At 66.1% G+C, this 17,516-nt stretch carries 26 protein-coding genes and 1 pseudogene; 10 read left to right on the top strand and 17 right to left on the bottom strand.

Going from position 1 to position 17,516, the window contains the following annotated elements:
• Positions 1 to 181: 181 nt before the first annotated feature.
• On the top strand, positions 182 to 709 hold the full coding sequence (locus E7773_RS10430) for a PadR family transcriptional regulator (protein ID WP_293990970.1): 528 nt from the start codon (positions 182 to 184) through the stop codon (positions 707 to 709).
• A 146-nt stretch (positions 710 to 855) separates the two neighbouring features.
• Positions 856 to 1,170 (top strand): DUF2218 domain-containing protein, encoded by a 315-nt coding sequence (locus E7773_RS10435; protein WP_293990893.1) that lies wholly within the window; start codon positions 856 to 858, stop codon positions 1,168 to 1,170.
• A gap of 2 nt (positions 1,171 to 1,172) precedes the next feature.
• On the opposite strand, the gene E7773_RS10440 is transcribed toward E7773_RS10435, so the two are convergent.
• The 12 genes from E7773_RS10440 to E7773_RS10495 all read right to left on the bottom strand — a co-directional run bounded on the left by E7773_RS10440 (position 1,173) and on the right by E7773_RS10495 (position 5,445).
• Positions 1,173 to 1,730: a DUF4337 domain-containing protein gene (locus tag E7773_RS10440; RefSeq protein ID WP_293990895.1), complete on the bottom strand. Its 558-nt coding sequence runs from the start codon at positions 1,728 to 1,730 to the stop codon at positions 1,173 to 1,175.
• Positions 1,731 to 1,748: 18 nt separating this feature from the next.
• Positions 1,749 to 2,159: a SufE family protein gene (locus E7773_RS10445; protein WP_293990897.1), complete on the bottom strand. Its 411-nt coding sequence runs from the start codon at positions 2,157 to 2,159 to the stop codon at positions 1,749 to 1,751.
• 54 nt (positions 2,160 to 2,213) lie between these two features.
• Complete coding sequence (locus E7773_RS10450) at positions 2,214 to 2,462, bottom strand: hypothetical protein (RefSeq protein ID WP_293990899.1); 249 nt, start codon at positions 2,460 to 2,462, stop codon at positions 2,214 to 2,216.
• Positions 2,463 to 2,495: 33 nt separating this feature from the next.
• Positions 2,496 to 2,774 (bottom strand): hypothetical protein, encoded by a 279-nt coding sequence (locus E7773_RS10455; RefSeq protein WP_293990901.1) that lies wholly within the window; start codon positions 2,772 to 2,774, stop codon positions 2,496 to 2,498.
• Positions 2,775 to 2,802: 28 nt separating this feature from the next.
• Positions 2,803 to 2,928 (bottom strand): hypothetical protein, encoded by a 126-nt coding sequence (locus E7773_RS10460; protein WP_293990903.1) that lies wholly within the window; start codon positions 2,926 to 2,928, stop codon positions 2,803 to 2,805.
• A gap of 11 nt (positions 2,929 to 2,939) precedes the next feature.
• On the bottom strand, positions 2,940 to 3,212 hold the full coding sequence (locus tag E7773_RS10465; RefSeq protein WP_293990905.1) for a hypothetical protein: 273 nt from the start codon (positions 3,210 to 3,212) through the stop codon (positions 2,940 to 2,942).
• Between the two features lie 11 nt (positions 3,213 to 3,223).
• Positions 3,224 to 3,502 carry a hypothetical protein gene (locus E7773_RS10470; RefSeq protein WP_293990972.1) on the bottom strand — a complete coding sequence of 93 codons (279 nt, stop codon included), beginning with the start codon at positions 3,500 to 3,502 and terminating at the stop codon, positions 3,224 to 3,226.
• A 64-nt stretch (positions 3,503 to 3,566) separates the two neighbouring features.
• Positions 3,567 to 3,794 carry a hypothetical protein gene (locus tag E7773_RS10475; protein ID WP_293990908.1) on the bottom strand — a complete coding sequence of 76 codons (228 nt, stop codon included), beginning with the start codon at positions 3,792 to 3,794 and terminating at the stop codon, positions 3,567 to 3,569.
• A 53-nt stretch (positions 3,795 to 3,847) separates the two neighbouring features.
• Positions 3,848 to 4,225 (bottom strand): envelope stress response membrane protein PspC, encoded by a 378-nt coding sequence (gene pspC, locus E7773_RS10480; RefSeq protein WP_293990910.1) that lies wholly within the window; start codon positions 4,223 to 4,225, stop codon positions 3,848 to 3,850.
• A 1-nt stretch (position 4,226) separates the two neighbouring features.
• Positions 4,227 to 4,502 carry an envelope stress response membrane protein PspB gene (pspB, locus tag E7773_RS10485; protein WP_293990912.1) on the bottom strand — a complete coding sequence of 92 codons (276 nt, stop codon included), beginning with the start codon at positions 4,500 to 4,502 and terminating at the stop codon, positions 4,227 to 4,229.
• Positions 4,503 to 4,505: 3 nt separating this feature from the next.
• Complete coding sequence (gene pspA, locus E7773_RS10490) at positions 4,506 to 5,174, bottom strand: phage shock protein PspA (RefSeq protein WP_293990914.1); 669 nt, start codon at positions 5,172 to 5,174, stop codon at positions 4,506 to 4,508.
• 124 nt (positions 5,175 to 5,298) lie between these two features.
• Entirely contained in the window at positions 5,299 to 5,445 is a 147-nt protein-coding gene (locus tag E7773_RS10495) for a hypothetical protein (RefSeq protein ID WP_293990916.1), read from the bottom strand.
• Between the two features lie 178 nt (positions 5,446 to 5,623).
• Here E7773_RS10495 and pspF point away from each other — a divergent pair, with 178 nt between their 5' ends.
• The 4 genes from pspF (at position 5,624) to E7773_RS10515 (ending at position 8,554) form a co-directional block, all read left to right on the top strand.
• On the top strand, positions 5,624 to 6,640 hold the full coding sequence (gene pspF, locus E7773_RS10500) for a phage shock protein operon transcriptional activator (protein WP_293990918.1): 1,017 nt from the start codon (positions 5,624 to 5,626) through the stop codon (positions 6,638 to 6,640).
• A 74-nt stretch (positions 6,641 to 6,714) separates the two neighbouring features.
• The gene (locus tag E7773_RS10505; protein ID WP_293990920.1) at positions 6,715 to 7,203 is read left to right on the top strand and encodes a hypothetical protein; all 489 of its coding nucleotides are present in this window, start codon (positions 6,715 to 6,717) and stop codon (positions 7,201 to 7,203) included.
• 157 nt (positions 7,204 to 7,360) lie between these two features.
• Positions 7,361 to 7,975, top strand: coding sequence for a superoxide dismutase (locus E7773_RS10510; RefSeq protein ID WP_293990922.1), 615 nt, complete (start codon positions 7,361 to 7,363; stop codon positions 7,973 to 7,975).
• A gap of 153 nt (positions 7,976 to 8,128) precedes the next feature.
• Positions 8,129 to 8,554 carry a hypothetical protein gene (locus tag E7773_RS10515; RefSeq protein WP_293990924.1) on the top strand — a complete coding sequence of 142 codons (426 nt, stop codon included), beginning with the start codon at positions 8,129 to 8,131 and terminating at the stop codon, positions 8,552 to 8,554.
• Between the two features lie 51 nt (positions 8,555 to 8,605).
• On the opposite strand, the gene E7773_RS10520 is transcribed toward E7773_RS10515, so the two are convergent.
• Genes E7773_RS10520 through mtaB form a run of 3 tightly spaced genes read right to left on the bottom strand, consistent with a single transcriptional unit; the run spans position 8,606 to position 11,468 of the window.
• Positions 8,606 to 9,316, bottom strand: coding sequence for an inner membrane-spanning protein YciB (locus E7773_RS10520; RefSeq protein WP_293990926.1), 711 nt, complete (start codon positions 9,314 to 9,316; stop codon positions 8,606 to 8,608).
• Complete coding sequence (gene ftsY, locus E7773_RS10525) at positions 9,313 to 10,248, bottom strand: signal recognition particle-docking protein FtsY (RefSeq protein WP_293990928.1); 936 nt, start codon at positions 10,246 to 10,248, stop codon at positions 9,313 to 9,315. Before ftsY ends, E7773_RS10520 begins: the two co-directional genes overlap by 4 nt.
• A complete protein-coding gene (gene mtaB, locus E7773_RS10530) occupies positions 10,245 to 11,468 on the bottom strand; it encodes a tRNA (N(6)-L-threonylcarbamoyladenosine(37)-C(2))-methylthiotransferase MtaB (RefSeq protein WP_293990930.1) in 1,224 nt (407 codons plus the stop codon). The genes ftsY and mtaB overlap by 4 nt, the downstream gene beginning before the upstream one ends.
• On the opposite strand from mtaB, the gene E7773_RS10535 reads away from it, so the two are divergent.
• Positions 11,467 to 12,045 (top strand): DUF924 family protein, encoded by a 579-nt coding sequence (locus E7773_RS10535; protein WP_293990932.1) that lies wholly within the window; start codon positions 11,467 to 11,469, stop codon positions 12,043 to 12,045. The two genes, mtaB and E7773_RS10535, sit on opposite strands and share 2 nt — an antisense overlap.
• On the opposite strand, the gene E7773_RS10540 is transcribed toward E7773_RS10535, so the two are convergent.
• Positions 12,020 to 13,621, bottom strand: a complete 1,602-nt coding sequence (locus E7773_RS10540; RefSeq protein WP_293990934.1) for an EAL domain-containing protein — start codon at positions 13,619 to 13,621, stop codon at positions 12,020 to 12,022. The genes E7773_RS10535 and E7773_RS10540 overlap by 26 nt on opposite strands.
• A gap of 245 nt (positions 13,622 to 13,866) precedes the next feature.
• Here E7773_RS10540 and ffh point away from each other — a divergent pair, with 245 nt between their 5' ends.
• From ffh to rimM, 3 genes and pseudogenes are all read left to right on the top strand, one after another.
• The gene (gene ffh, locus E7773_RS10545) at positions 13,867 to 15,408 is read left to right on the top strand and encodes a signal recognition particle protein (RefSeq protein ID WP_293990936.1); all 1,542 of its coding nucleotides are present in this window, start codon (positions 13,867 to 13,869) and stop codon (positions 15,406 to 15,408) included.
• A 33-nt stretch (positions 15,409 to 15,441) separates the two neighbouring features.
• Positions 15,442 to 15,885: pseudogene (rpsP, locus tag E7773_RS10550) on the top strand (30S ribosomal protein S16); the annotation flags it as partial.
• A 230-nt stretch (positions 15,886 to 16,115) separates the two neighbouring features.
• Positions 16,116 to 16,595, top strand: coding sequence for a ribosome maturation factor RimM (rimM, locus tag E7773_RS10555; protein ID WP_293990938.1), 480 nt, complete (start codon positions 16,116 to 16,118; stop codon positions 16,593 to 16,595).
• Here rimM and E7773_RS10560 read toward each other — a convergent pair.
• Complete coding sequence (locus tag E7773_RS10560; protein WP_293990974.1) at positions 16,585 to 17,490, bottom strand: NAD(P)/FAD-dependent oxidoreductase; 906 nt, start codon at positions 17,488 to 17,490, stop codon at positions 16,585 to 16,587. The two genes, rimM and E7773_RS10560, sit on opposite strands and share 11 nt — an antisense overlap.
• Positions 17,491 to 17,516: the final 26 nt, after the last annotated feature.

Consider the following 17,516-nt stretch of genomic DNA (forward strand, 5'->3'; position numbering starts at 1 on the left):
ATAGGCGCTCTCGCGCGCGAATCCCACCCGCCGCGACGGCGGCATAATTCTTTAAGATATATCTTGACTCAGTCAAGCTGCGATATATCTTAGGGCCATCGTGATCGGGAAAGGACTTCCACGAGTGTTTATGTATTTCGAAAGGGGCGGCCGCGGCTGCCACCCCGGCATGCGCCACGCGATGCGCGGCGGCTGGGGGCATCATGGGCGCCATTGGGGCGGTCGCGGCGGTCGCGGCGAGGGCCGCTCGCGCCGCATGTTCGACGGCGGCGAGCTGCGGCTCGTGCTCCTCAAGCTGATCGCCGACGAACCGCGCCACGGCTACGATTTGATCCGCCAGATCGAGGAGCTGACCGGCGGCGCCTATGCCCCGAGCCCGGGCGTGGTCTATCCGACGATCACCCTGCTCGACGACATGGGCTTCATCGCGCAGCAGCAGAGCGAGGGCGCCAAGAAGGCGTTCGCGATCACCGAAGCCGGCACCGCCGAGCTCGACGCGAACGCCGAGCAGGTCGCGGCATTGATGGCGCGGCTGACCGCGCTGGGCGAAGAACGGCAAAAGACCGATTCGACGTCGGTGCGGCGGGCGATGGGCAACCTCCGCGAGGTCCTGGTCAACCGGCTGAGCGCGGGCGACGTCGACGAAGCGACGCTCCACGAGGTCGTCGCGCTGATCGACGAAGCCGCGCAGAAGATCGAGCGGCTGTAAGCTACCGACCCTCTCCCGTTGGGAGAGGGTCGAGCCGCGCAGCGGCGAGGGGTGAGGGCAGGGTCGAACCGTTATCGAACCTCACCCTCCCGTCGCTTCGCTCCTCCTTCCCTCTCCCAACGGGAGAGGGAATTTAAGGAATCCTCATGACCATATCCGCGACCGCCAGTGTGCCGACCACGAGCGCCGGCAAATACCTCCAACAGCTGTGCAAGCACTGGCAGCACAATCTGACCGTTGAATTCACCCCCGATCACGGCACTGTCGTCTTCCCGAAGGAGGCGCGCGGCGCCGATTGGCCCGGCGATGCGCTCGTGACGTTCGATGCGGGCAATGCCGCGCTCGACGTGCGGATCGATGCGAGCGCCGACGGCCAGCTCGACGCGCTGAAGGGCGCGGTTGCGCGCCACCTCGATCGCTTCGCCTTCCGCGAGGCGCCTCTCACATTCGACTGGCGATAGTTCTATCCCAGGAACGTGCTCAACACATCCGGGTGGAAGCCCAGCTTGGCGAACCCGCATACGCCCATGAAGATGCCGAACGCGCCGAAGAACCACGATCCGAATAGCAGCATCTGACTTTCCGCCAGCGCGGCGACCGCGGCCATCGCGATCGCGGTGGAGATCGCGGCCTCGCTCGCGTCGAACTGGTCGTCGTGGACGTTGAGCGCATCGTAGTCGGCCGATTGCGCTTCGGCTTGCGCCTTCAGCTTGGGCGTCTCGGCCTGATACTTGGCGATCTCGGCATCGAGCCGCGCCAGCATCGCCGCCGCCTCGGGCTTGCCCGCCGCGAGCACCGCGATCTGGTCGCGCGAGGTTTGCGAGATATGTAGCTTGGTTCGCGTCGCCTGATATTCGTTCCAGCTGTCGACCGAATCCGCCTTGGCCTGCTGCATCGTCTGGACCAGGTTGCCGTCCTTGATGTTGCACAGCCCCGTGAAGATCGAGAGTATCACGACGGTGAGGGCGACCAGCCGGTTGAGCCGTTTGTCCTTGGCTTCGGCGCTGACTTCGATGTCCATCGGTTTACACTCCTCTACTCAGGCGGCGGCGTAACGCTCCGCGGTTGCGCGGATCAGCGCGATCATATTGGGGATGCCCTGCGTCCGGTTCGAGCTGAGCTGGTTCCGGAGATCGAACGGGGCGAGCGCGGCGTCCACGTCGGTGGCGAGGATCTCGACGGGCGATCGGTCCTGCACGGCGGTCAGTACCAGCGCGATGATCCCCTTGGTGATCGCGGCGTTGCTGTCGGCGAGGAAATGGAGCGTGCCGTCCTCACGGACGGTGGGATAGACCCAGACCGATGCCGAACAACCGCGGACCAGAGTGGCGTCGGTCTTGAGCGGGTCGGGCATGTCCTCGAGGCCGCGGCCCAGGTCGATCAACAGGCGATAGCGGTCGTCGGCGTCAAGGAATTCGTATTCGTCCTGCAGGTCGGTGAGGGATGGCATCGCCGCGCTATAGCGCGCGGCCGGGCCAAGCCAACCCGCCGCGGTAGGAATGGATCAGAGATCCACCCCCGACGCGATCGCCTCGAGCTTGCGGATGCGTTCCTTTAGATCGGCGATCTCGATCCGCGCGCTGGCGTTGGGCAAACTGGGCCCGTCGGCCTGGCTATGCTCGCCGAACGCGGACAGTTCGCGTTCCTTGAGGCTGAGCCAGCCGCGCCAGCCGGCGAGCCCGGCCAGGCAGACCATGCCGAGACCGGCCAGGCTCGCGCCCGCCATGGTGAGGTAGAGGTTGGGGTCGGTCATGACAGACGTCTCCATTCTTGTCGGGCGGCCGCGTCAGCGGTCGGTGTTGCGCAGCTTCTCGATCTCGCGGTCGAGGGTGCTGCTAGTGTTGGTGTCGGTGATCACGCGTTCGAGCACGGCGATCCGCTCCTTGAGGCCACGAATGTCCTCGCGCAGCTGGCGGTTTTCGGCGACCACGGCGCCGTCATGCGGTTCGTGATCGTCGGCTGACTTGCGGTGGCTCAGACCGAACACCGCGTTGATGATCGTGCGGACGACGGCACCGACCGTAATGATGGCGACGATCGCGATGACCATTTCGAAGGGGTTCATGGGGAGGGTTCCCTAATAGCGTCGGTGGTTATTCGGCGGGCTGGATCTGCGCCTCGCGCATCGCGCGGCGGCGGGGGCGATCGACCCGTTCGGTCAGCCAGACCGCGATGCCCGTGGGGATCGCGACGATGGCGGTGAAGATGATCAGTCCCATTGGTCTTGTCCTCAATTGAGCGGCGCGGGTTCGTCGCGCAGCTTTTCGATTTCTTCCGCGACGTCGATGCCGCGGTCGGTGACGATGCGTTCGAGCACGCGCATCCGTTGTTCGAGCCGCTCGGTCTGCGCCGCGTACTGCGCGGCTTTTTCGGCGACCTTGTCCGACTGGATCTCGAGCTGGCGCTGGCGGTACGCGAACCAGGGCTTCACGAAGACGCCGCCGACAATCGCGAGCAGGCCGCAGCTGATGCCCAGGATCGGGATGAGGAGGGGATTGATCATCGATTTACCTTTCAGTCGCGGCTGCGCAGTTCGTCGATCTCGCGGCTCACACGCTCGGCCGGGTCGGTGGCGATCCGTTCGAGCACCCGCAGGCGCTCCTCGAGCCGCCCGATCTGGCCGACCAGCTTCTCGTTTTCGTTCGAGAGCAGTTCGACCTTGCGCTGAGCTTCCAGCTCGCCGCTATCGACGAAGCCGTTGCGGCGATTGTTGCGGCGGGTCTGGCGATCCTCCAGCGGATACCCGTGCCTGGCGCGGATCGACATCTTGATGATCCCACCCACAATGCCCATCGCGATGATCGCCAGGACGAAGAGTTGACCGTCGTGCACTTTCTTTCTCCCTGATCGGCCGCGTTCAGCGCAGGCTGTCGATTTCGTGGGCCAGCCGCTTCGGCCGGTCGGTGACGATCTCCTCGAGCGCCGCCAGCCGGCGGCCCATCTCGGCCCGTTCGCGGTGCAGGAGCAGCACTTCTTCGGACGGCTGGGCCGGCGCTTGTTCGAGGGCGCGCAGCGCCTTGCGAACCTTGCGGTTGGCGAACCACTGGATGGCCAGCGTGGCGCTCACCCCGAACAGCGTGCCCATGATCAAGAAAGGTGTCGGATCCATGATTATTCCCTTTATCCCCGGTCGCGCGCTCAGCGCAGGCTGTCGATTTCGTCGGCCAGCCGGCTGTTGCGGCTGGTGTAGAGCGTCTCGATATCGGCGAGCCGGCGATCGAGGTCGCGGAACTTGGAGCGGACTTCGCTCGTGGTGCGCGACGGGTTGGTGCGCACGCCCTGCCAGAACTTCGCGTCCTCCGGGCTCTCGTACAGGCCGAACGGCTTGCACGGGGCGATCCAGGCGGTGATGAAGTAGGCGGGGATGACCCAGCCCGAGGTGATCAGCGCCAGGATGACGGTGCCGACGCGGACGACGGTGACGTCGAAGCCGGTGTAATCGGCGATCCCCGCGCAGACCCCAAGGAACTTCTTGTTCTGCTTGTCGAGGTAGAATTTGGTGCGGCTGGCGGACATCTCAGTTCCTCCGGGTGGTGGGGTTGTATTCGGCCGGGTCGGCGGCGAGCGGCATGCCCGACTTCCAGTCCGGGTGGTCGGCGGCGACGATGCGTTCGACCGTGGCGACGCGATCTTCGAGGCGGCGCGCGAGCGAGTAGAGCTCGTCGAGCAGTTTCTCGTCCTCGTTGGTGATCTTGGGCGCCTGCTTCCATTTGGTGACGTAGTGGAAGATCAGCCACGGGAGGCCGATGAACAGCATCCCGACGATCATGATGGGCAACAGAAACTCGTCCATGGCTTACGCCCCCTTCTTCATGCGGGCCTTGAGCGCGGCGAGTTCGGCATCTACCTTCTCGCTCGCTTTCAGCTCGGCCATTTCTTCCTCGAGCGTCTTGGGCTCGCTGCCCAGGCCGGCGGCTTCGGCGCGCCCCTCGGCCAGGTCGACCTGACGCTCCATCACGTCGAAGCGCGAGAAGGCGTCTGCCGTGCGACCGGCCGAATAGACCTCGCGGATGCGGAAGCGGTTGTTTGCGCTTTCGAGCCGGGTCGAGATCGACGACTGGCGGTTGCGCGCCTCGTTGAGCTTCTTCTGCAGCTTGGCGATATCCTCTTCCGACGCGCGTAGCGCATCGTCGAGCACGGTGATCTGCCCGGTCAGCTCGGCCGCCATGTCGGTCGCCTTCTGCCGTTCGATCAACGCCGCCTTGGCCAGGTCCTCGCGATCCTTCGACAGCGCCAGCTCGGCCTTCTCGGTCCAGCTTTCCTCGAGCTGGGTCAGCTTCGAGATATGGCGTCGCATCTCCTTCTGGTCGGCGATGGTCCGCGCGGCGGAGGCGCGAACCTCGACCAGCGTTTCCTCCATCTCCAGGATGATCATGCGGATCATCTTCGCCGGGTCCTCCGCCTTGTCGAGCAAGTCGGTGAAGTTGGCGGCGATGATGTCGCGGGTTCGCGAAAAAATGCCCATGTTGAAGTAACTCCTCGGAATTTACGCTTTACTGTGTTGGGACCGCCGGGCGGGCAGCAAGGGGGAAACCCGCCCGGCGGTGGGCGCCCATCAAAGTATTACTTTGATGGGGACCCGGCGGCCGTCACGCCCGGGGGGCGGCGGCAACCTGATGCGTCTGGGCCTGGGCCAGACCGGGGCCGAGCGCCGCCATCATCAGCGACGAACCGCACACCAACGTGCTGACAACCACCACGACGGTGCGGCCCAGACCATTCGAAAACTTGTCCATTGTCTTACTCCCTAGAATTGCGTTGCGCCGTTTTCCTTGGCGTTGCCGGAGTGATTGCAGCTAGCGTGCCAATTGCGAAAAACGGCGGAAATCCGCCATTTCTGGAGAAATCAAGTATAGAGGCTTGGCTTTTCGCTTGCCAACGGTTGGGAAAATACACCAAGTGTTGGGAATGGTAATGGAGCGCACCACGCAGGTCATCGGCCAGTCCGGCCCGTTTCTCGATGCGCTCGAGCGCGCGAGCCGCGCCGCCGCGCTCGATCGTCCGGTGCTCGTGATCGGCGAGCGCGGCACGGGGAAGGAATTGGTCGCGGAGCGGCTCCACCGCCTCAGCCCGCGCTGGGACAATCCGCTGATCATCATGAATTGCGCGGCCTTGCCCGAGACGCTGATCGAGGCCGAGCTGTTCGGGCACGAAGCGGGGGCGTTCACCGGTGCGACGCGCGCGCGGCCGGGGCGGTTCGAGGAAGCCGATGGCGGCACGCTGTTCCTCGACGAGCTCGGCACATTGTCGATGGCGGCGCAGGAGCGGTTGTTGCGCGCGGTCGAATATGGCGAGGTCACGCGGATCGGCGCGTCGCACCCGGTTCGCGTCGATGTGCGCATCGTCGGGGCGACCAACGAGAATTTGCCGGAGAAGGTCGAAAAGAACCAGTTTCGCGCCGATCTGCTCGACCGGTTGAGTTTCGAGGTTGTGACGCTCCCGCCGCTACGCGCGCGGCCGGGCGACGTTGGTGTCCTGGCCGATCATTTCGGTCGTCGGATGGCGGCCGAAATGGAGCGCGACTGGGAAGGCTTCGCGCCCGAAGCGATCGACGCGCTGATCGATTATCAATGGCCGGGCAACGTCCGCGAGCTACGCAACGTCGTCGAACGCGCAGTCTATCGCTGGGAGCAGCCCGGGCCGATCGCGCTGATCGAGTTCGACCCGTTCCAGTCGCCGCATCGCCCCGGCGTGGAGGAGGCGCCACGGCCCGCCGCGCCGGCGACCGCTCCCGCGCCGCCTTCGGTCGGCTCGGGCGAGGCCGAACCGGCCGATTTCAAATCGCGCGTCGCGCGGTTCGAACGCGACGTGCTCGCCAAGGCGCTCGCCGCGAACCGCTTCAACCAGCGCCACACCGCCGACGCGCTGGGCTTAAGCTACGACCAGCTCCGCCACGCGCTTCGCCGGCACGACCTGCTGCCGGGCGGATGACCGAAATGTCCAATACCGCGGCGCGCGCCTGTCGCATTGAAACGCCTGTGTTTTAGCGTTGGCAGGGGGCGACGATGATCGGTTTGGTGGCGTTGTTGGGATTGGCGATGGGCGGCATGGCCGCGGACGGCCCGGTCAAGAAATATGACGGCGGGTGGGACCTCTACAAGAATTCCGACAATTGCGCGTTGCTGCGCTCCTACGCCGGCGACACGACGTTTCGCGTGGCGTATTACCCGAAGGAGGACACCGCGCGCGTGTCGGTGATCGACGGCGCATTGCGCGGCGTCGTCGACGGCGGGGACTATCAGTTCCAGCTCTATTTCGTGAACGGCGACGCGGTCGACAAGGGATGGGGCACGATCAAGCTGAAGGGCATCAAGTTTCAGGACCTCGGCTCGGGCTACAAGTTCGCGGTCAGCGGCAAGACGTTCCTGGCCGACATGCGCAAGAACAAGCTGTTGGGCATCATGGACGGCGATAAGGTGGTCGAGAGCCTGAAGCTCGACACGCTATCGGATGCGCTCGTTGGGCTGGAGGCTTGCTCGCTCGGCGTGGGATAGTTTCGCGGGGTGAAGAAAGGGGCGTCGTCCGGTCGGCCGGGCGGCGCCTTTTTCGTGCCCAGCCGCGATGGAATCGCTTGCGCAACGAACGAGCCGGACCCATTTGACGGGCACCGCGTTTGCCTTTGCGAACCCTGACAATCCAAGGAGAAGCCCGATGGCTTTCGAACTCCCCCCGCTGCCCTATGCCTATAACGCGCTGGAACCGACCATCAACGAAGAGACGATGAAGTTCCACCACGACAAGCACCACGCGGCCTACACCGCCAAGCTCAACGAGGGCGTCGCGGCGGACCCGAAGCTGGAGGGTAAGTCGATCGAGGAGATCCTCGGCATGATCTCGTCGCTCCCGCCGCTCGTGCGCAACAATGGCGGCGGATATTGGAACCACGATTTCTTCTGGAAGATCATGGGCGACAAGGACAATCGCGGCGCACCCTCGGGGAAGCTGGCCGAAGCGATCGAGGCCTATGGCGGGCTCGACAAGCTCAAGGAGGACTTCAACACCAAGGGCGCCGGCCAGTTCGGCTCGGGCTGGGCCTGGGTGATCACGGATTCGAGCGGCGCGCTGAAGGTCGCGTCGACCCCGAACCAGGACAACCCGCTGATGGACGATGCCAAGGACAAGGGCACGCCGATCCTGGGCAACGACGTGTGGGAACATGCGTATTATTTGACCTACCGCAACGACCGGCCAGGGTATCTCAAGGCGTGGTGGGACGTCGTGAACTGGGACGAGGCCGGGCGGCGGTACGACGCGGCGGTTGGGTGATCGTCACGGTCGGATGAACGAAGGGGCCTCGGCGATTGCCGGGGCCTTTTTTTTGTTGGAATTCGCGTGACATGGTCGAAATCGAACTCGACTCAGAAACCTTGGGGTATGTCCATGTCGACAAGGACGTTGCTGCCTTTAGTTTTGTTACTGATGGGCGCAGCGCCCGCCGACCACCCTCGAGCCTATCTTTTGTCGATCGGGCAGATAGCGTTGCGCGATACGGAGAGCATCGAAGCCTTCTCCATTAAGACTTGGGGTGTCGAGTTCAACGCGGTGTGCCGAATTCCGGGTGGCTGGCGAATCAAGGCGGGGAACAGCGCGACCCCAGATGGCGAGATCGACGGAGAAGGAAGTCAGGGCGCTACGTGGTTCAATCAGAGCAGCCCGAAAGAACTCAGGGCATTCCTGCTCGTGACACTCTACGCCCCGGTGCAGGCACAGGACATCGGCTCACCCAACAACGGTATCCCTGCCACTTTCAAAGGAACTGCTACGATCAGCACCGATGACGGTGACGTAAAACGCGCGCTGACGTACAAAAACATAACGCTGACGCCTGCGCGCCGTTGTCCCTAGAATCAGTGCCCTGCGCATCGCGCTAGTGTGAAGCTAGTGTGAAGTTAGCGCCTATTCCGGCGGCAGTTCCCGGATCGCGTCTTCCGCCGCGTCGTTGCTCTCGGCCATCAGTCCATGCTTCAGCATCATCGGCACGTTGGCGAACGCGAACAGCATCGTCAGCGGGATCGCGCCCCATAGCTTGAACCCCGCCCAGAAGGTGATCGGGTCGCCCGGATTGGGTGCCGTCGTGCGCCAAACCGCTTCGTTGAGCAACGCCATGCCGAGGAAGAAGATCACCCAGTTGCGCGTTACCTTGCGCCACCCCTCGGCGCTCAGCCCGGGATAGGCGGTGCCGAGCAATTGTTCGAGCAACGGCCGCCCGGTGAACAGCCCGAACGCGAGCGTGCCGGAGAATAGCAAATACACGAAGGTCGGCTTCATCTTGATGAAGCTCGGGTCGTGGAACCAGACCGTCAGCCCGCCGAACACGACGACCAGCACGCCCGAAATCCACAACATGGGCGAAATCGACCCGAGCCGGAGCTGCGACACGACCATCGCGATCACCGTCGTCACCATGAACGCGGTCGTCGCCACCAGCACGCGGGCGATGACGATCGCCTTCATCTGCTCCATGCCGTCGAGCCCGTGCGTGATGCCCGCGACCAGCCGCATCAGCGGCGCGTCGGGCGCGAAGAAGGTGATCGCGACGAACACCAGCAGCGGGGCGTAATCGATCGCGAGGCGCAGGCCCGCGCTCTCGCGCTTGGGCGTCGTCATTTCAGCAACTCCTCGACGCCCGCGATGATGCGCGCGACTTCGCGTGGGTCGAACGGGCGCAAATCGTCGATCTTCTCGCCGACGCCGATCGCGTGGATCGGCAGGCCGAATTGCTCAGCCGCGGCGACCAGCACGCCGCCGCGCGCGGTGCCGTCGAGCTTGGTCATCACGAGCCCGGTGACGCCCGCGGTTTCCTTGAACACTTCGATCTGGTTGAGCGCGTTCTGCCCGGTGGTCGCGTCGAGCACCAGGATCACGTCGTGCGGTGAGGCCGGGTTGATCCGCCCAAGCACGCGACGGATCTTGGCGAGCTCGTCCATCAATTCGCGCTTGTTCTGGAGGCGGCCGGCGGTGTCGACGATCAGCGCGTCGATCCCCTTGTCGGTGGCGCGCTTAACCGCTTCGAACACGATCCCCGCCGCATCGCCGCCCTCGGGTCCCTTGACCAGTTCGACGGGCACGCGGTCGGCCCAAGTCTGGAGCTGGCCGATCGCCGCGGCGCGGAACGTATCGCCCGCGGCGAGCAGCACGCCATAGTCCTGCTCGGTCAGCAAATGCGCGAGCTTGGCGATGGTAGTGGTCTTGCCCGACCCGTTGACGCCGATGACGAGGATAACCTGCGGCCGTGGGAACGCCTCGATCTCGAGCGGCTTGGCGACCTTCTCCAGCGTCTTCTCGATCTCCTCGGCGACGACCAGCCGGATGCCGAGCTCCTCCATGTCGCGTTCGAAGCTGCTGTCGGCGAGTCGCTGGCGGATGCGCGCGGCGGTCGCGGGGCCGAGATCGGACGCGATCAGCGCTTCCTCGATCTCGTCGAGCGTCGCCTCGTCGAGCCGCGCGGTGCCGAGGCCCGCGAGGTTACCGACCAGCCGGTCCGACGTGCGCTTGAAACCGCCGAGCAGGCGCTGATGCCAGGAGGGGGAAGAGGTCATGCGGCGAGGCTCAAATGTTCGGGGGCGACGGTGACGGCGACGATGTCGCCGATGGGATGCGGGCGGTCCAGCCGGATATCGGCGAAATTGGCGGCATGACCTCGGTTGCCGGGTGCTTCGACGAGGACATGCTGTGTCGTACCCGCCAGGCTAGCCATCCATGCCGCCTTCCGCCGTGCCGCCGCCTCGCGCAACCGCGCGGCACGCTCGCGGCGAAGCTCCGGCGCGACCTGCGGCATCCGCGCGGCGGGGGTGCCGGCGCGGGGCGAGTAGGGGAAGATGTGCGCGTGGACGATCGCACAATCCTCGATCAGCGCGTGACTGTTGGCGGCCATCGCCTCGTCCTCGGTCGGGAAGCCCGCGATCAAATCGGCGCCGATCGCGATCTCGGGCCGCGCCGCCTTGAGCCGCTCAACCAGCCGCACCGCGTCGGCGCGCGTGTGGCGGCGCTTCATCCGCTTGAGGATCATGTCGTCGCCAGCCTGGAGGGACAGATGGAGGTGCGGCATCACGCGCGTTTCGCCCGTCAACAGCGCGAACAGACGGTCGTCGATCTCCGGCGCGTCGATCGACGACAGGCGCAGGCGGGGCAGGATGGTGCGCGCGAGGATGCGCTCGACCAGGCTGCCGAGCGTCGGTTGCCCGGGCAGGTCGGCGCCATAGCTGGTCAGGTCCACGCCGGTCAGCACGACCTCATTCTTGCCCGCCGCGACGACGCGCTCGATCGCCTCGATTACCGCGCCCGCCGGCGCCGAACGGCTCCGCCCGCGCCCGAACGGGATGGCGCAGAAGGTGCAGCGGTGGTCGCAGCCGTTCTGCACCTCGACGAACGCGCGCGACTGGTCGGCGGCGACCGCGAGATGCGGCGCGATCTCGGTGACGCGCGCCATGTCGCGGATGACGAGCGGCTCGGCGGACGCCCAGGCATCGGGCAACAACTTGTCGCTGTTGCCAATCACCCGGTCGACCTCGGGCATTGCGGCGAACCCCGCCGGGTCGATCTGCGCCGCGCACCCCGTCACCGCGAGCATCGCCCCCGGCCGCAACCGCCGTGCCCTGCGGATCGCGGCACGCGTTTGCTTGACGGCGGTGTTGGTGACGGCGCAGCTGTTGATCACGACGACGTCGCGGTCGCCGAGCAGGCTCCGGATCGTTTCGCTTTCGGCGATGTTGAGGCGGCACCCCAGGCTGATGACCTCGGGCTGCGAAAGGGATGACATGGCGCGTGATCTAGAGGCGCAAGACGGCCAAGTCCACGAGAAGGCGCGCGCGGTGCTGCGCTTCTGGCTGGAAGAGACATCGAACAAGCAGCGGTTCGCGAAGGACGCGGCATTCGATGCAGAGATCGCCGCGCGGTTCGGGGCATGGCGCGACGCGGTGCTCGCGAGCGGCGCTGAGGGCTGGACCGACGACCCAGTCGACTTGCTCGGCGCGATCGTGCTGCTCGATCAATTCTCGCGCAATATCCACCGCGACACGCCGCGCGCGTTCGAAGGGGATGGGCTGGCGCTGAAGCTCGCCAAGACGATGGTGGAGAACGGTTGGGACAGGGGCCTGTCGGCGGTGGAGCGGCAGTTCGCCTACCTGCCGTTCGAACATTCCGAAACGCTGGACGATCAGCGCGAGAGCCTGCGGCTGTTCACCGATCTGGGCGATGCAGAGGCCCTGCGCTACGCCCGCGATCATAGCGTAGTCATCGAACGCTTCGGGCGCTTCCCGTCGCGCAATGCGGCGCTCGGGCGGCAATCGACGCCAGAGGAGGAAGCGTATCTCAGCCAGCCAGGCGCTGGCTGGTAACCGGCCCGTCGACAGCCTCCGCCTGTGCCGCGGCCAGCAACCGCCGCTCCGCGAGCAACCGCCGCGCGTTCGACGCCGACAGCGGCCGCCCGAATGCATGCCCCTGGCCCCGCGCGCAGCCGAGCGAGCGCAGCCGTTCCTCGGTCGCCTTGTCCTCGATCCCCTCGGCGGTGATCGACAGGTTGAGGCTGTCGCCCAGCCGCGTGATCGCGTTGACGATCGCGGCGCTCTCGGGGTTCTGGTTGATCGACATGACGAAGCTCTTGTCGATCTTGATCCGGTCGAACGGCAGCGCGCGCAGATGCGCGAGGCTCGAATAGCCGGTCCCGAAATCGTCGAGCGCGAGCTTGATGCCCTGGTTCTTCAGGCTCCCGACCACCGATTGCGCCAGCGCCATGTTCTCGAACAGCGCGCTTTCGGTGATCTCGACCTCGAGCCGGTTGGGCGGGAAGCCGGTTTCCGTGAGCAGCTTGATGATCTTCTGCGCCAGCCACGCATCCTTGAGCTGCCACGGCGACACGTTGACCGCGAGCGTCAGCGCCGGATGCCAGTCGCGCGCCGCGGCGAAGGCGCCGCGCATGACGGTCATCGACAAATCGGCGATCATCCCTGTCTCTTCGGCGATCGGCACGAAATGCTCGGCCTCGATCAGCCCGCGCGCCGGGTGCTCCCAACGCGCCAAGACCTCGAATCCCGTCAGCCGGCCGGTGGTCATGTCGATCTGCTGATCGAAATAGGGGACAATCTCGCCGCGCGGAATGGCAGCGCGGAGCGACCCTTCCAGCTCGTTGCGCTCCTGCAGCTCGCGCTCCATCGACACGTCGAACCAGGCGTGGCGGTTCCGCCCGGCATTCTTCGCGGCGTAGAGCGCGATGTCGGCGGCGCGGAGCAAGGCGTCGATCGTCGGGCAATTGGCGTCGCTCCGCGCGATCCCGACCGATGCGGTGATGGTGAGGTGCAGCCCCTCGATATGGAAGGGCTGGCTCATCCGCGACACCAGCCGCTCGGCGACGCGCTCGACGCTGTCGGGATTGCTCGGATCGAACAGCATCGAGCAGGCGAATTCGTCGCCGCCAAACCGCGCCGCCAGCGCCATGTCGGGCAACGCATCGGCGATTTCGTCCGCCACCGCGCGGAGGAGCGAGTCGCCGACGGTGTGGCCGTGCATGTCGTTGACCGTCTTGAAATGGTCGAGGTCGAGCATCATCAGCGCGACCGCCTTGTGCCGGCGGTCGGCGCGAACGACCATCGCGGCGCCTTCCTCGGCGAGGCTGCGACGGTTGAGAAAGCCGGTGAGGGGATCCTTCGACGCCAGGATCGTCGCGCGTTCCTCCGCGGCGGCACGTTCGGTCACTTCGCGCGTCAGGTCGCGGTGGCGGCGCCAGCCGAACAGGATCAGCGCGACGTTGAGCAACAGTGCGATGACCAGTGTCTGGTCGTTCCCGCCTTTGCCGGCCAGATAGTTGGACACGATCATCGACAGCGCGGCGCTGCCCGTGCCGACGAACATGACGATCGCCGCGACGGTGATCGCGCCGCCCAACAGGTCCCGCCGGGGGCTCGCCGGTTCGCTCATGCCAAAATCCCTCACCCAAGCGACCGCGCGGGCGGTCGGGTCCGGCACGGTGATCGCACCGGCAGGGTCAAGAAGGAGTTAAGCGCCGACGGTGGCGGTTGCGTTTTTTTGCGGACATGCGTAGGGGACCGCCGACCGTTCCCTTTGCGAACGCGAGATGCGCACCCATGTGGTGACGCCGGCCGACGAGGTTTCGTCCGCCGGCGTGTTTTGCGTTTGGGGGTCGGTAGAGGAGTTTTGGGTGTATGTTCGATAGCCTGAGCGATCGCCTTGGCGGTGTGTTCGACCGGTTGCGTGGCCGTGGCGCGCTGACCGAGGCGGACGTGCGCGCGGCGATGCGCGAGGTGCGCGTGGCGCTGCTCGAGGCCGATGTCGCATTGCCCGTCGCGCGCGATTTCGTCGAGAAGGTGACCGAACAGGCGATCGGCCAGAACGTGCTGCGCTCGGTCACGCCGGGGCAGCAGGTCGTCAAGATCGTCCACGATTCGCTGGTCGAGATGCTCGGCGCGGACGAGAGCGAGCTCAATCTGGGCGTGACCCCGCCCGCGGTCGTGATGATGGTCGGCCTGCAGGGGTCGGGCAAAACGACCACCACCGCGAAGATCGCCAAGCGGCTGTCGAGCGGGCAGGCCGGGCGCGACCGCAAGAAGGTGCTGATGGCGTCGCTCGACGTCAATCGCCCGAACGCGCAGGAACAGCTCGCGGTGCTCGGCGAGCAGACCGAGGTCGCGACCTTGCCGATCGTGGCGGGGCAGCAGCCCGTCGACATTGCGCGGCGTGCGCTGCAGGCGGCGAAGCTGCAGGGCTATGACGTCGTCATGCTCGACACCGCGGGGCGGCTGCACGTCGATCAGGCGCTGATGGACGAGATGAAGGCGGTCGCGGACATCGCGCAGCCGCAGGAAATCCTGCTCGTCGTCGACAGCCTGACCGGGCAGGACGCGGTCAACGTCGCGACCAGCTTTTCCGAACAGGTACCGCTGACCGGGGTCGTGCTGACGCGGATGGATGGCGATGCGCGCGGCGGTGCGGCGCTGTCGATGCGCGCGGTGACCGGCAAGCCGATCAAGTTCGCGGGCACGGGCGAAAAGCTCGATGCGCTGGAGGGTTTCTACCCGAGCCGCGTCGCCGGCCGCATCCTCGGCATGGGCGACGTCGTGTCGCTGGTCGAGCGCGCCGCCGAGTCGATCCAGCAGGAAGACGCCGAGCGCATGGCGCGGCGGATGGAAAAGGGTCAGTTCGACATGAACGACCTGCGCGCCCAGCTCCAGCAGATGTCGAAGATGGGCGGGATCGGCGCGCTCGCGGGGATGATCCCCGGGATGAAGAAGGCGCAGGCCGCAATGGCCGCGTCCAATGTCGACGACAAGATCCTGCTGCGGATGGACGCGATCATCGGTTCGATGACCGTCAAGGAGCGCGCCAAGCCCGAACTGCTCAACGCCAAGCGCAAGATCCGCGTCGCCAAGGGCTCGGGCAGCACGGTGCAGGACGTCAACAAGCTGATGAAGATGCATCAGGAAATGGCCACCGCGATGAAGCGCATCAAGAAGATGGGGGGCTTGCGCGGCCTGATGGCGATGATGGGCAAGGGCGGCATGGGCGGCGGCGGAATGGGCGGTCTCGGCGGTGCCGGTGACCCGGACGGTGGCGGCGGCACAGGCGGGACGGGGGGCATCGACCTCAGCGACGCGATGAACCAGATGGGCGGGCTGCCCGGCCTGCCCGGCACCGGTGCCAAGATGCCGCCCGGCTTTCAGAATTTCATGAACGTGAAAAAGAAGTAATTTCAGTAATCTAACCAAGGAAGTAAAGTTACAATGGCAATCAGCATTCGTCTTTCGCGCGGCGGTTCGAAGAAGCGCCCGTATTACCGCATCGTCGTTGCCGACGCGCGCAGCCCGCGCGACGGCAAGTTCATCGAGAAGATCGGCAACTACAATCCGCTTCTCGCCAAGGACAGCGACCAGCGCGTCCAGCTCGACACCGAGCGCGCCAGGCACTGGCTGAGCGTCGGCGCGCAGCCGACCGACCGCGTTGCCCGCTTCCTCGACACCGCTGGCGTCCGTGAGCGTGCCGCCAAGAACAACCCGAACAAGGGCAAGCCGGGCGAGAAGGCGACCGAGCGCGCCGAAGAGCGTGCCGAGAAGGCAACCGCCGCCGCTGCCGCCGCCGAGGAAGCCAAGAACGCGTCGGCTCCCGAGCCGGTCGAAGAAGTGACCGCCGAGGCTCCGGCTGAGGACTCGAACGAGGAAACCGAAGCGGTCGTCGCCGCCGAAGTCGAAGCCGCGACCGAAGAACCGACCCCGGAAGCCGAAGCCGTCGCCGAAGCGACCGCTGAGGAAACCCCGGCAGCCGAACCCGCTGCCGAGGAAGCGCCGGCTGCTGAGGAAGCTCCCGCCGCCGAAACCAACACCGCGACGCCCGACAGCGATGCCGGCGACGCCGCCGCCGCTCCCGAAGGCGAGTCGGCTCAGGCTCCGGCCGAGGGCTGATGCGGAAAGACACTCCCGTCACGCTCGCCGCCGTGATCGGCGCGCATGGCGTGGCGGGGGAGGTCCGGCTCAAGGTCTTCGCCGACGACCTCACGTCGTTCAAAAGCTTCAACAACGGCGCGCTGACGCTCAAATCGTTGCGTCCGACGCCGCAAGGCGCAATCGCGCGCTTCGCCGAAGTTGGCGACCGCAACGCCGCCGAGGCGCTCCGCGGCACCGAACTCACCGTGCCGCGCGCCGCGCTGCCGCCGCTCGCCGAGGGCGAATATTATCACGCCGACCTGATCGGCCTTCCCGCCGTTTCCGACACGGGCGAGCCGCTCGGCCGCGTTGTGCTGGTCGAGAATTTCGGCGCGGGCGACGTGCTTGAGATCGAGCGGCCCGACGGAAAGCGCTTCATGATCCCGATGCGGCCCGAGGCGGTGCCCGACTGGGACGCCGAGCGGCTGGTCGTGACCGCGGCCTTCGCTACCGCCTGAGCGGCGACGCTTCGTCGAGCGCGTTGCGGATCGTCGTCGCGGCGACGCCGGCTTCGCCCATCGCGTGGCTGATCTGATCGAGCCCTTTCACGACATCGCCCGCTGCGAACAGGCCGGTGACCGAGGTGCGCTGGTGGGCATCCACCTCGAGGCACCCGTCCTCGCTCGCCTGCGCGCCCGCCGCGATCGCCAGCTCCGAACGGATCACCGATCCCAGTGCCGGGTAAATCGAGTCGAACACGCGCTCGCCCTCGGATGTCGCGACGCTGATCGTGTCGCTATCGACCGTGATCGGCGTGCATGGGCCGTCGAGCTGCTCGATCCCCGCCGCTTTCAGCTCGGCGCGGCACGCGTTGTTGAGATCGTGCGAAGCCCCGGGCGCGACCAGTGTCACGTGCTTGCTGTACCCGCGCAGGAACAGCGCCTCGCGCATGCCGTGGTCGCTGGTGCCGATCACGCCGACGCGTTTGTCGGTGACTTCGTAGCCGTCGCAGATCGGGCAATAGCGGATCAATCCTCTGGCGAGCGCGGCATCGTGCGCGTCCTGCGGCATGTCGGGCCGGTTGTTTATCACCCCGGTCGCGAGCAGGACGGTACGCGCGCGGAGGTGCCGGCCCCCGACCTGCACATCGAACCCGCCGTCGACCGGCACGATCGCATCGACATGGGCATCCTCGCGCACCGCGCCGAAGCGCTCGGCCTGGCGGCGCATCAGCCGGAGCAGTTCGACCCCCGGGATACCTTCGGGATACCCGGCATGGTTGTTGGTCCGCGGGATCAGCGCGGCGCGGCTCGATCCGTTGTCGAACAGCCGGATGCGCAGGTGAAACCGCGCGAGGTAGATCGCCGCGGTCAGCCCCGCCGGCCCCGCCCCCACGATGATGCAGTCGTCGATCTCGGTCATGTCGCCATCTTGCCAAG

The sequence above is a fragment of the Sphingomonas sp. genome (assembly GCF_004799495.1).
Classification (GTDB): Bacteria; Pseudomonadota; Alphaproteobacteria; order Sphingomonadales; family Sphingomonadaceae; genus Sphingomonas.